This window comes from Gordonia sp. UBA7599, assembly GCA_002477755.1.
Taxonomy (GTDB): Bacteria; Actinomycetota; Actinomycetes; order Mycobacteriales; family Mycobacteriaceae; genus Gordonia.
In genome coordinates this window covers 1-11,702 of the sequence record DLKD01000033.1, presented here as the reverse complement: position 1 = coordinate 11,702, position 11,702 = coordinate 1, and the positions used below count along the sequence as shown (strand labels likewise).

Genomic DNA, 11,702 nt, shown 5'->3' with positions numbered 1-11,702 from the left:
CCGCTGGACAAGAGGTTTCGACATCGTCCATTTGTCTGAATTCAGACGTCATAGTTCGTCTGATTGTCCAATCAAGTGGCAGACTGGTGAGATGGCGGAAACGACTTGCGTGGCCTTTGGTGAGATCGTCGACGCACTCGACTCGGCGGTGATCGCCAGCGCCGTGCCCGAGCACTCCTCGATCGGCTCGGTCGCCATGGTCGGTCCGGAGGATGTCCAGGGCAGCACGGGATCGACCGACGGCGTCCCGTCGGCTGATCTGCTGCTGCTCGTCGGGGTCGACGATGAGCGCGTCGCTCACCACTGGGCGGACCCGACCGTGCCGCGGCCGGTGGGCCTCGTGACGAAGGACGACGCGGTGGCCCGAGTGGCGCAGTCGCTACAGATCGGCGTGGTGACCATTGCGCCGGCCGCGCGCTGGGACCGCGTGCTGGCACTGCTGGCCGATCGCTTGGATCGCGCGGCCGCCGATCACGGACTCGCAGTGGTCGACCCGACGTCGGCTGATCTGGACTTGTTCGGTCTGGTGGGGCTGGTGGCCGAGGGTACCGGCGGACTCGTCTCGATCGAGGATCCGACCAGCGCGCGGGTGCTGGCCTACTCGCCGTCGCACGGCGAAGCCGATGAACTCCGGACGCAGACGATCCTGGGTCGCAGTGGACCGTCGGAGTATTTGGCGTTGCTGCGCGAGTGGGGGGTGTTCGACGCGGTACGCCACGGCGGTGAGGTCATCGACGTGCCCGACCATCCCGAGTTGAACATGCGGCGCCGGTTGGTCGTCGGCGTGACTGCCGCATCGGGACGACCGCTCGGATCGATCTGGGTGCAGGAGGGGGCGCAGCCGCTGGCCGTCGGGTCGGCGCAGGTGCTGCTCGGCGCGAGTGCGGTCGCCGCACGCATCCTCACCCGCGAAATGCAGGCGCCGTCGACTGAGGCCCAGTTGGTGCAGCGGCTGTTCGGCGAGCACGGCGGCATCGATGCGGCGTCGGTGGGTGCCTATCTGCGACTGCCCGTCGATGGTCGTTACGCCGTCGTCGGTCTCGGCGTCGGAAGCGAAGCGAGCGGACCGAATGGTTTCGGCGCCGGAAGCGAAGCGAGCGGGCCAAGTCGTTTCGGCGCCGGGAACGATGACGCGATGGCACAGATCGGCGGCGCACTACGGCTGGAGGCGAGTGCTTTTGCCGCCTCGTCGCTCACTGCGGTGGTCGGTGACCGCGCCTACCTGCTGCTGCCGGACACCTCGGTGAACCGTTTGACGCGGTGGACGACGGCGCTGGTGAAACGCTTTGACGGGGCGTCGGCCCTGCGGGGCGCAGTGCTGCGGGGCGCGATCGTCTCCGATGTCGACGGTCTGGCCGGGGTGGCGGCGGCCCGCGCCGAGTGCGACCGTGTGCTGCTCGCCGCCGGTGGTCAGCGCGTCACGACGCTGGCCCAGGCGCGCACGGCGGTCCTGCTGGGCGAGATCATCGGCGCGCTCCAAGGGCGCCCCGACCTCGTCGATCCACGCTTGGAGCGGTTGCGCGCCTACGACGAGGAGCACGCCGGCTCGCTGGTCGCGAGCCTGCGTGCCTACCTCGCCGCACTGGGCAACGTCCGCGACGCGGCACGCGCCCTTGACATCCACACCAATACGTTGCGCTACCGGCTGGAGCGGGCCCAGCAAATCACCGGGTTGCGCCTCGACGACCCGCAGGACCGCCTGTTGACGGCCCTGCAGCTCGCGATCACTCAGGCCGGGGCCAACGCCGGCGCTTTGTCGTAGCGCAGGAAGCCGTCGTCGACGGCGCCCTTGCGCAGGTTCTTGATGTCGTTGGAGACCGACATCGTGGTCTTCCACGGGTCCTGCGTGCCCTGCTTGGGGAGGGTGTCGATCGAGCGCTTGACGTAGCCGGCCTCGAAGTCGAGGAGCGGGCGGGTCTCCATGTTCTTCGGTGCGACCGGTCGGACCGAGGAGTACCCCGCCTTGTCCATGTGGCTTAGCACCCGGCAGAACCACTCGCACAACAGGCCGATCTTCAGTGTCCACGAGGAGTTCGTGTATCCGATGGCCATGATGAAGTTCGGCAGCCCCGAGAGCATGGCGCCGCGGTAGGCGACCGTCGACGGGAAGTCGAGCGGTTCGCCGTTCACCGAGACCGCCATCCCGCCGAAGAGCTGCAGGTTCAGTCCGGTCGCGGTGATGATGATGTCGGCGTCGAGGTGGGTCCCGTCGTCGAGCTGGATACCGGTGGCGTCGAAGGTCTTGATGTTCGCGGTGACCACGGAGGCGTCGCCGTTGCGGATCTCCTTGTACATGTCGCCGTTGGGCACGGCGCACAGCCGCTGGTCCCACGGGTCGTACGGCGGGTTGAAGTGCTTGTCGACGTCGAAGCCCTCCGGCAGCTGCTTCTCGTTGACCTTGCGGATCAGCTTGCGCGCGGCGCCCGGGAAGCGCTGGCAGAACTGGTAGATCGCCTTCTGCTGCAGGATGCTGCGCTGCCGGTTGACCTTGAAGCCGCGCTCCTCGCCGAGTAGCTTGCGTGTCTTCTTGGCGATCGGATCCTCGCGCGGCACGGGCATGATGTAGGACGGGGTCCGCTGCAGCATGGTGATGTGCGCAGTGTCGGGGGCCATGGCCGGCATCAGGGTGACCGCCGTCGCGCCGCTGCCGATGATGACGACCTGCTTGCCCTTGTAATCGAGGTCTTCGGGCCAGTGCTGCGGGTGCACGATCTGGCCTTGGAAGTCGTCCTGGCCGGGGAACTGCGGGGTGTAGCCCTCGTCGTAGTTGTAGTAGCCGGTGCCGGAGAAGATCCAGTGAGCGGTGATGGTGTCGGGCTTCTTGCGATCCGTCTTGTCGGTGCGCGCGACGGTCAGGTGCCACAGCTGGTCGGCGTCGGACCAGTCGACGGCGGTGACGCGGCGGTGGAAGACGATGGTGTCCTCCAGGTTGTCGTCGGCGACGGCCTCGCGCAGGTAGTCGAGAATCCGGGGCGCGTCGGCGATCGACTGGTCGTCGGTCCACGGCTTGAACTCGTAGCCGAAGGTGAACAGGTCGCTGTCAGAGCGGATGCCGGGGTAGCGGAACAGGTCCCAGGTGCCGCCGATCGCGTCGCGCGATTCCAGGATGGCGAAGCTCTTCTCAGGATGATTTGTGCGCAGGTAGTGGGCTGCACCGATTCCGGAGATGCCGGCGCCGATGATGACGACGTCGTAGTCGGCGGTCGTGGCGATCGGCTGGGAGGCGGGCTGGGCGGTGGTCATATTTCGCTCCTGACGGCGGTGGTTCTCGTATTCAATACTCCTGGGAGCGGGCATCGGAGGGCAAGGGTGATATGCACCCGAAGGTGCAAGGTCCCGGTGCACAATGAACACCATGGAAGAGCAGTGGGTGACGCCGTCGGCCCCCGCGTCCGCACTGATCGTCGCGGCCGTGGAGAGGGTGATCGACGCACCGCAGGAGTGGATCGACGAGTTCAACGCCGCTGCGTTGCGCGGGGTGCGGCTTGACGAGATCGCTGGGGAGCAGATCCTCGTCGACGCGGTTCGGCAGACAAACGAGGGCAACCTGGCCCAGTGGGCGCAGCACAACCTCGTGGACCCGGGTGCGCGGGTGCCCGTCCGCGACGTGGAGATCGGCGCCGACATGGTGCGCGAGCTGGTCCGCCGCGGGATCGACTCGGGGATCCTCGACGCCTTCCGAACGGCGCAGTCGGTGGCGTGGAGGTTGTGGATGGAGATCTGCTTCGCGCTTACCGACGACGTGGAGCTCCTGCACGAGGTCTTGTCGGTCTCGTCCAGATCGATTGGGGTGTTCATCGACGACACCGTCGCGGCGCTGGCCGATCAGATCGCGGTGGCCAAGGCCCAACTCGCGGGGGACACCCATGCCGAGCGCCGCGCCGCGGTGGCCCTGATCCTCGAGGGCGCACCGATCGACGATGTGCGTGCCGAGGCCCAGTTGCACTATCGCGTCGCGGGACCGCAGACCGCCGTCGTGCTGCGTGGTACCGGCATGTCGATGAGTCGGCTGGAGGCCACGTGTGACGCCATCATGTCGGCCAACAGGTTGAGTCGGCGCCTGACGGTGTTGGCCGGCGTCGACCGGATGTGGGTGTGGTTTCCGACGGCGCAACTCACCGTCGAGGAGGCGTGCGTCTCCGACGGGGTGAGCGTCGCCGTCGGGCTGCCGGGGAGCGGTCGAGACGGTTTCCGGCGCAGTCATTTCCAGGCGCTGGGCGCCGACCAGACGCTGCTGGCGTTGGGGTCGGCGCGCTCGGTCGTCCGGTACGACGAACTCGCGCTGATCGGCGCGATGAACGACGACCGGAGCGTCGTCGACGACTTCGTGCAGCAAACGCTGGGGGAGTTGGCGCTCGCCGATCCCGAATTGCGCGAATGCATGCGGGTCTGGTTCGCGCAGCAGTGCAACTCGACGACGGCGGCGGCGAAGCTGTTCACCCACCGCAACACGGTGGTCCGGCGCTTGGCGAGGGCGCAGGAACTGCTGCCCGTCGAATTGTCGCGCAACGCGATCGCCGTCGCCGCCGCGCTGGAGTACCAGCACTGGCAGGGGTAGCCGGCCGCCGACCGTGTACCGATTCCCACCGAACGTGCGGTGCCGAACGGCTACTCCGTGCGGTGCCGAGGATCGAAGTTGTGCACCTGATCGGTGACCGCGGGTGGGGCGAAGTCGGTGTCGGAGAAGGTGTACCTGTACCACGGCGCGTCATCACAGCGGCCCAGCTGGTGGCGCAGGTTGCTGAACGCGCGGTAGAGGGTCTTGTACGGCTGGCCGTTGAAGTGCTCGAGGATCTCCTTCCAGGCCCGCGGTTGTGCCCGGATGAAATCGCCCATGGCTGCGGTCAATTCGTCCTCGCTGAGCTCGGTGACGCCGGGCGGCGGCGCGGGGAGTGCGAAGACCGAACTGCGGTCGAAGTGCGAGCGCACGTAGTTCGGGCTGATCGGAATGGTGCAGTCGAGCCCGATCTTCGAGGACGTCCCGGGGGCGTCGAGTTCGCTGATCATCGGGTCCACGGTCATCGTGTTGCAGTTGGGGATCTGCACGGTGTCGACGTGGGGCATATAGCGGAAGGCCATCGCGAACTGGACGGCGTTGTCGTCCCAGACGTCGACGTCGGTGTCGACCACGACCGCGATCTTCGGCAACCCCTGCTTCGAGCACGTCAGCATCACGCCGAGTGCTTGCTTCGCGTCTCCGGCGCCGAGCGGATTGATCGCCGCATACGCAATGTTCGACAGCCCGCCCAGGGGCGCCCGGACCGCGCGGACGTCGATGCCCGCGTTTTTCAGCCCGGCGAACAGGTCTGCCTCGATCATCGGCAGCTGCAGCATGTTGTCGGTGTACCAGGGGTGTGCGCCGCCGATCGTCGCGTGCTGGAAGATCGCGTTGCGGCGGAACGTCATCGCCTTCACAACAGCGCGGAAGTTGTGCTTGATGCCGCCGCCGTACATGCCGGTGAACTCGCCGTACGGGCCCTCGTCATGGGTGAGGCCTTCGGTGGCCATCAACTCGCACTCGATCACGATCTCGGCGTTGGCCGGAACCAGCAGGTCGATGGTCTCGCAGCGCACGAGCTTGGCCGGATGACCATAGAAGCTGCCGAGGACCTCGAAGTCGTCCACCGTCGACGGCACGCCGCTGACGGCGGCGACCTTGTCGACGAGCGGTCCGCCCAGAACGATCGCCAGGTCGAGGTTCTCGCCCTTGGCCATGGCGGCCTTGGCGTTGATGCGCGCCCGGTGTGACGAGCACGTCATGTCGAACATCTTCTCGTTCTTGGTCCGGAACATGCTGCGATAGATGCCCCAGTCGTGGACCCCGGTGTCCGGGTGCTTCGTCACGACCAGGTTGTCGTTGGTGTAGGCATGGCCGTCGCGGTCGTGGTGCAGGAACAGCGGCAGGCGGGTGAGGTCCACATCATCACCGGTGAGGATGACTTCTTTGCAGGGTGAGGTGTCGACGATCTCCGGCTTGATCCGTCCCTTCGCCAATTCGGCCATGCGGTTGCCGGTCTCGCGCTTGTCGCAGCCCAGCGCCCACGCCGTCTGGTCCTGATTGGAGTAGGCATTCGCGAGGAATTGGAATTCGCAGTCGGTGACCTTCTCGACCAGCACCGCCATCGTCGGATACTCCTCCATGACCGACGGCAGTTCGTCGACGCGCTTCTCGTCCTTGATGCGGACCAGCAGGCCCGCGGCCTCCATCGCGTTGACGAACTCGGGCAGGCTTTGCTGAGGCATGGCTTCTCCTTCAGGGGAATGCCGGCGCGGGCGCCCCGGTCTCGACGGCCTGTTTGAGGTGGTGGAGCAGCACGCCCCAGATCGTGTTGCACTTGCGGAAATTGCCGTCGGTGTCAGCCCAGCCCGTGTGACCGAGCAGCAGGTGGGTCTTGCCGTCGGACGCCGTTGCGATGGTGAACACCGCCTCGGTGCCGGCCGAGTCGCCGGGGCCTGCGGTGCAGGTCCACGCGATGCGGCTCGGTCCGGCTTCGTCTATCCGCCAGGCGAATTCCGGGCGGCCGTCGAAGATGAAGCGCCAGGTGGACCCGACGGCACCATCACCCTCGACGTGTGGGGTCTGCCACCCGGCGATGCCGGCGTTCGTGGTGAGCGCAGCGCGGACCGCTTCGGTGCTCGCGTTGATCTTGATCTCGTGGTCGATGCTCGGCATGGCTGGTTCCTATCCGTTGGAGTTGATTTCGGGCAGGTCGAAGTCGCGCCAACCGGGCACGTCGGCGACTTCGAGGAATTCGCCGCCGTGCTCGGCGACCGATGCGCCGCAGGCTTCCCCCGCCACCTTGACGATCAGGCCGAACGGGTACGTGGCGTCGATGCCGAGCGCGGAACCGCGGCGCTGGTCGAGTGGTATGTCGTCGGAGACCGACGGGTCGAGCGGTCCGGCGGGCAACTGGTCGACGACGATGACGTCGCGCGCGGGCTGGGTCCGGAATGCGATCGCCCATTCGACCTGATCGGGATCGTTGACGTCGATGTCCGGGTCGACGACGACGACGTGCTTGGGGCGCAAGTTGGTCCCCATCGCTGCGAGAATGGCTTGGCGCGCCTCACCCCCGTAGCGCTCCTTCATGGCGATGACCATGTAGAACGAGACACCGCCCGACGCCGGGATCGCGACCTTGCGGATCGTCGGGAACTGCTCGCGCATGAGTTTGAAGAACGAGGCCTCGAACGGCAGCTGTTTGAGGACATGGTTCTCTTGCGGCGGTACACCGGTGAGCAGGCATTGGAAGATCGGGTCGTTGCGGTGGGTGATCGCGGTGACCCGCGCGATCGGCTTCATCGATCCGGGTGTGTAGTAGCCGGTGTATTCCCCGAGGGGGCCTTCGAACACGGTGGTCTGGAAATCCACTTCGAATTCGATGACGAACTCGGCGTGCGCGGGGACCGCGATGTCGTTCGTCTTGCCTTTGACGAGCTCGACGGGCGCGCCGCGCAGCCCGCCGGCGACGGTGAAGTCGTCGGTGTCGTCGCTGACCTGGATGGGGCACGTGTAGGCGATCATCGGATCGACACCGATGACCAGGGACGCCCGGAATGTGGTCTGCCCGAGCTGCTGCGCTTTGGCAAGGTTCTTGCCGAACCGGTGGTTGGGTTGGGCGAGGAACGACAGCGTGTTCTTGTCGATGAGTTCGAACCGGTAGTGGCCCATGTCGGGCACACCGGTCTCAGGATCGTGGCTGACGACGATCCCCGGCGTGATGTAGGGGCCGCCGTCGTCGGGGCTGTACTTGGGTATGGGGAGCTGGTGCAGGTCGATATCGTCGCCCGTCAGCACGTTCTCGTGGACGGGACCCGTATCGAGGGTGACCGGCGGGACGGGGCTGGCGAGGCCGGTGAGGATCTTGTCGAATACTTCGTCCTCGGTCGATTCGAAGGCGATAAGCGCCTTGGCGCGGGAGTTGTAGACGCCGCCCACCAGTGGGAACGGGGTGCCGTTGTCGCGGAACATCAGCGCGGGTCCGCCAGTCGCACCGCTCTTGCGGAGCGCTTTGGCGACATCGAGGTCAAGGGCGATGTGCCGGTTCACGTCGACAAGCTCACCTTGTGCGCGCAGCGCGGCCAGGAATTCGCGAAAGTCTTGGTATGCCATGTAATCGCTTTCCGGGCGGTGGGGAGGACGAGCACGACGACAGTGATCGTACGCAGCAGTCGGCCCCAGCGGGGTGATCCGCGGTCAGTGCGTGGATACCGATGGAATGTCGAGGGCGGGCATGGCATCCTCGGCGTGGTGAGTGCGAAGGGCTTACCGGGGTTCGCCGTCGCCGTATACCGGCGCGACGGTGTGTCCGCGGCCTGCTTGCATCTGCAGGAGCGCTTCGACGCCGACGTGAACCTCGTGCTGTGCGCCGCCTTTACCGGTGCGGTTCGCCGTCACGATCCGACCGAGTCGGAAGTCGTCGCCATGCGGGAGGCGGTCGCGCCGTGGCACACCGAGATCGTCGTACCGCTGCGGGCGGTGCGGCGGCGCCTGCGGACCGGCCCGCCACCGGCACCCGACGACGCGACGACGGAGCTACGCGCCAGGATTCAGCGCGATGAGATTGAGGCCGAACTCATCGAACTCGGCGTCCTGGACGGCCTCGTCGCGACGTTCTCGGAGGGAGAAGCGGCCGGCGACGACGAGTCCATCTGCCGCGCGATCGGGCGCGTGCTCCCCCCTCTGGCCGCAGCCGACGGCGATGCGGTCGCGGTCATCGCGGCCGCGGCGAGAGCGGAACGAGGCCACGCATGAGACGAATGATCGTCGCGATCACCGGAGCATCCGGCGCGATCTACGGCATCAAGGCGCTACAGATGTTGGCAGATATCGACGACGTTGAGACGCATCTCATTCTCACCGACTCGGGGAAGCGGACGCTGGCCGCCGAAACCGACTACTCGGCGGCCCAAGTCCGTGCCCTCGCCGATTATGCGCACAACCCCAAGGACATCGGGGCGTCGCTGTCGTCGGGATCCCATGTCACCGCGGGCATGCTCGTCGCACCCTGCTCGATAAAGACGCTCAGCGGTATTGCCAACTCCTACAACGAGGGCCTGGTCGTCCGGGCCGCCGACGTCTGCCTCAAGGAGCGGCGCCGGGTCGTCCTGCTGCTCCGCGAAACCCCCTTGCATGCGGGACATATCGACCTGATGGCACGCGCCGACCGCAGTGGCGCGATCGTCATGCCGCCGGTCCCGGCGTTCTACCACCGTCCGACGAGCATCGACGACGTGGTGACCCAGACGGTTGCCCGTGCCCTGGATCTGTTCGACTTGTCGCACGAGTTGACCTACCGCTGGAACGGCACGACGACGGCGCGGGACGAGTAGCCGAGCGAGCCCAGCTCCGGGCTCGGTCGGCGGGGATTTGGGCTCGGTCGGCGGGTTTTTGGGCTCAGTGGGCGGTGGGGGACCGGTAGGGCGCCGACTCGGCGACGTTGTCGTCGACGACGATGGGCCGGCCCAGCTGGGGGAAGGCGCGCTGCGGGCAGGCGGGCCGGTCGCACACCTTGCATCCCGACCCGATCGGCACCATGCGTCGCGGATCGTGCAGGTCGACGCCGGTGGAGTACACCAGCCGATCGGCGTGGGACAGATCGCAGCCGAGGCCGATGGCGAAAGCGCTGCGCGTCCCCAGGTAGCCCTGCATCGGTTCGTCGGTGGTGCGGGCCAGCCAGAAGTAGGACCGTCCGTCGGGCATCGACGACACCTGCGTCACGATGCGGCCCGGAGTCGTAAACGCGTCGTGCACCACCCATAGCGGGCAGCTGCCGCCGACCCTGGAGAAGTGGAAGGCCGTGGCGGACTGACGCTTGGAGATGTTCCCCGCGCGGTCGGTGCGCACGAAGATGAACGGCACGCCGCGCTGTCCAGGGCGCTGCAGAGTCGATAGGCGGTGGCACACCGTTTCGAAGCCGACCTCGAACCGTAAGCCGAGCAGCTCGACGTCGTACTTCAGCGCTTCCGACGCGGCGTGGAACTTGGTGTAGGGCAGGACGAGGGCGCCGGCGAAGTAGTTCGCCAGGCCCACCCGGGCCACGGGCAGCGCATCCGGACTCAGTCCGTCCGCGCCGAGGGCGATCGCATCGATTGCCTCGCCCTGGGTGAGAAAAGCCAGTTGTGTGGCCAATTGGAACGCGCGCTGACCGGGGCGGAGGTGCCGCGCGAGTGTGATGACCCGGGACGTCGGGTCGTAGGAGCGTTTGCGCGACGCCGACGACGATGACGCTGGGTCGGCCAGCACGACGCGGATGTCGTGGTCGCGTTCGAGGACGGTGGTGAGTTGTTCGTCGAGCCCGCCGACGCGCAGGCCGAGACGGGTGAACATCTCCTCGGCGGCCATGTCGAGGCGGTGGACGTAGTTCTTGCGGTCGTAGAAGAAGTCGCGGACCTCCTCGAACGGCGTCGACGCGCGGGGTGTCGAGTCCTCGTCGCGATTCACCGTCGCGCGGTAGGTGTCCAATTCGCCGGTCGCCGCGACGAGTCGCCGGTGCATCGAGACCATGGCCTTGCCGACGCGAGGCATCCGCGCCACCAGTTCTTCGATCTCGGCCTGCGTGATGCCGTCGAATTCGGTGTGTCCGGCGGCCTCCGACAGGTCCCCGACGAGTCTGGCGTCGGTGTCGTTGGCGAAGTAGTCCGGCGCTAGGTCGAACTCGCGGCGCAGCGCCATCAGCACCGGGATGGTCAGCGGCCGGTGGTCGTTCTCCAGTTGGTTGACGTAGCTCGTCGACAGGTCGAGCCGCCGGGCCAGCGCGGCCTGGGAGATCTTCTGCTCCTCGCGCAGGCGGCGCAGGCGGGCCCCGGAATGGCTTTTCCCCGCTTGACCAGACACGACGTCACCTCACTTACACAGAGTTCGCAAATGATGCTACATCAGTACACATAAATACGCATGACTAGGCACTTTACATCTCAATTGGGGCGTGCGTATGGTGCGAAATATGATCAACCACAAGGTTCGTACCCACCGCAGCGCCGAGGATTTCCCGATCGAGGAGCACCTCGCCCACAAGATCGCCCAGATCGCCGTCGACCCCGTCGAGGTCCCCGAGCAGACCGCGGAGATGATCATCAACCGAGTCATCGACAACGCCGCCGTCAGCGCGGCATCGGTCACCCGGCGCCCGGTCACGACAGCCCGCGCGCAAGCTTTGCGCCACCCCGTTGCACCGCCGGCCGACGGCGTGGGCGCCGGGTCGCAGGTCTTCGGTGTCAACGGCGCGTACTCGCCGGAATGGGCGGCATGGGCCAATGGTGTGGCCGTGCGCGAGCTCGACTTCCACGACACGTTCCTTGCTGCCGAATACTCCCACCCGGGCGACAACATCCCGCCGTTGGTCGCCGTGTCCCAGCACAAGGGTGTTTCCGGCCGTGACCTGATCCGCGGCCTGGCCACCGCCTACGAGGTCCAGATCGACCTGGTCCGCGGCATCTCGCTGCACAAGCACAAGATCGACCACGTCGCCCACCTCGGACCGTCGGCCGCCGCGGGCATCGGAACGATGCTCGGCCTCGACGTCGACACCATCTACCAGGCCGTCGGACAGGCGTTGCACTTGACGACGGCCACCCGCCAGTCGCGCAAGGGCCAGATCTCCAGCTGGAAGGCCTACGCGCCGGCGCTGGCCGGCAAGGTCGCCATCGAGGCGGTCGACCGGGCCATGCGCGGCGAGGGCGCACCGTCGCCGATCTGGGAG

General features: G+C 66.9%; 10 protein-coding genes. 5 read left to right on the top strand and 5 right to left on the bottom strand.

The window, feature by feature from the left end:
• The first annotated feature begins 91 nt into the window (after positions 1–91).
• A complete protein-coding gene (locus tag B4L26_RS03525) occupies positions 92–1,762 on the top strand; it encodes a PucR family transcriptional regulator (RefSeq protein ID WP_290715902.1) in 1,671 nt (556 codons plus the stop codon).
• Here the strand turns inward: B4L26_RS03525 and B4L26_RS03520 are convergent.
• On the bottom strand, positions 1,729–3,243 hold the full coding sequence (locus B4L26_RS03520; RefSeq protein ID WP_290715899.1) for a flavin-containing monooxygenase: 1,515 nt from the start codon (positions 3,241–3,243) through the stop codon (positions 1,729–1,731). The genes B4L26_RS03525 and B4L26_RS03520 overlap by 34 nt on opposite strands.
• A gap of 112 nt (positions 3,244–3,355) precedes the next feature.
• On the opposite strand from B4L26_RS03520, the gene B4L26_RS03515 reads away from it, so the two are divergent.
• On the top strand, positions 3,356–4,558 hold the full coding sequence (locus B4L26_RS03515; protein WP_290715896.1) for a PucR family transcriptional regulator: 1,203 nt from the start codon (positions 3,356–3,358) through the stop codon (positions 4,556–4,558).
• A 50-nt stretch (positions 4,559–4,608) separates the two neighbouring features.
• On the opposite strand, the gene B4L26_RS03510 is transcribed toward B4L26_RS03515, so the two are convergent.
• Genes B4L26_RS03510 through B4L26_RS03500 form a run of 3 tightly spaced genes read right to left on the bottom strand, consistent with a single transcriptional unit; the run spans position 4,609 to position 8,113 of the window.
• Positions 4,609–6,243: a UbiD family decarboxylase gene (locus B4L26_RS03510; RefSeq protein ID WP_290715893.1), complete on the bottom strand. Its 1,635-nt coding sequence runs from the start codon at positions 6,241–6,243 to the stop codon at positions 4,609–4,611.
• Between the two features lie 10 nt (positions 6,244–6,253).
• Complete coding sequence (locus B4L26_RS03505; protein ID WP_290715891.1) at positions 6,254–6,673, bottom strand: SRPBCC family protein; 420 nt, start codon at positions 6,671–6,673, stop codon at positions 6,254–6,256.
• Between the two features lie 9 nt (positions 6,674–6,682).
• The gene (locus tag B4L26_RS03500; protein WP_290715888.1) at positions 6,683–8,113 is read right to left on the bottom strand and encodes a UbiD family decarboxylase; all 1,431 of its coding nucleotides are present in this window, start codon (positions 8,111–8,113) and stop codon (positions 6,683–6,685) included.
• Positions 8,114–8,251: 138 nt separating this feature from the next.
• Here B4L26_RS03500 and B4L26_RS03495 point away from each other — a divergent pair, with 138 nt between their 5' ends.
• Both B4L26_RS03495 and B4L26_RS03490 read left to right on the top strand, forming a co-directional pair.
• Entirely contained in the window at positions 8,252–8,755 is a 504-nt protein-coding gene (locus B4L26_RS03495; RefSeq protein ID WP_290715885.1) for a TIGR02444 family protein, read from the top strand.
• Positions 8,752–9,333 (top strand): UbiX family flavin prenyltransferase, encoded by a 582-nt coding sequence (locus tag B4L26_RS03490; RefSeq protein WP_290715882.1) that lies wholly within the window; start codon positions 8,752–8,754, stop codon positions 9,331–9,333. Before B4L26_RS03495 ends, B4L26_RS03490 begins: the two co-directional genes overlap by 4 nt.
• Before the next feature lie 64 nt (positions 9,334–9,397).
• On the opposite strand, the gene B4L26_RS03485 is transcribed toward B4L26_RS03490, so the two are convergent.
• Positions 9,398–10,837: a short-chain fatty acyl-CoA regulator family protein gene (locus B4L26_RS03485; protein ID WP_290715879.1), complete on the bottom strand. Its 1,440-nt coding sequence runs from the start codon at positions 10,835–10,837 to the stop codon at positions 9,398–9,400.
• 109 nt (positions 10,838–10,946) lie between these two features.
• On the opposite strand from B4L26_RS03485, the gene B4L26_RS03480 reads away from it, so the two are divergent.
• Positions 10,947–11,702, top strand: a 756-nt coding sequence (locus tag B4L26_RS03480) for an MmgE/PrpD family protein (protein WP_290715876.1), incomplete at its 3' end; no start/stop codon positions are given.

Excerpts from the sequence above, each read along its gene's own strand:
- B4L26_RS03525 (WP_290715902.1), top strand. The coding sequence starts at position 92 with ATGGCGGAAACGACTTGCGTGGCCTTTGGTGAGATCGTCGACGCACTC.
- B4L26_RS03520 (WP_290715899.1), bottom strand. The coding sequence starts at position 3,243 with ATGACCACCGCCCAGCCCGCCTCCCAGCCGATCGCCACGACCGCCGAC.
- B4L26_RS03515 (WP_290715896.1), top strand. The coding sequence starts at position 3,356 with ATGGAAGAGCAGTGGGTGACGCCGTCGGCCCCCGCGTCCGCACTGATC.
- B4L26_RS03510 (WP_290715893.1), bottom strand. The coding sequence starts at position 6,243 with ATGCCTCAGCAAAGCCTGCCCGAGTTCGTCAACGCGATGGAGGCCGCG.
- B4L26_RS03505 (WP_290715891.1), bottom strand. The coding sequence starts at position 6,673 with ATGCCGAGCATCGACCACGAGATCAAGATCAACGCGAGCACCGAAGCG.
- B4L26_RS03500 (WP_290715888.1), bottom strand. The coding sequence starts at position 8,113 with ATGGCATACCAAGACTTTCGCGAATTCCTGGCCGCGCTGCGCGCACAA.
- B4L26_RS03490 (WP_290715882.1), top strand. The coding sequence starts at position 8,752 with ATGAGACGAATGATCGTCGCGATCACCGGAGCATCCGGCGCGATCTAC.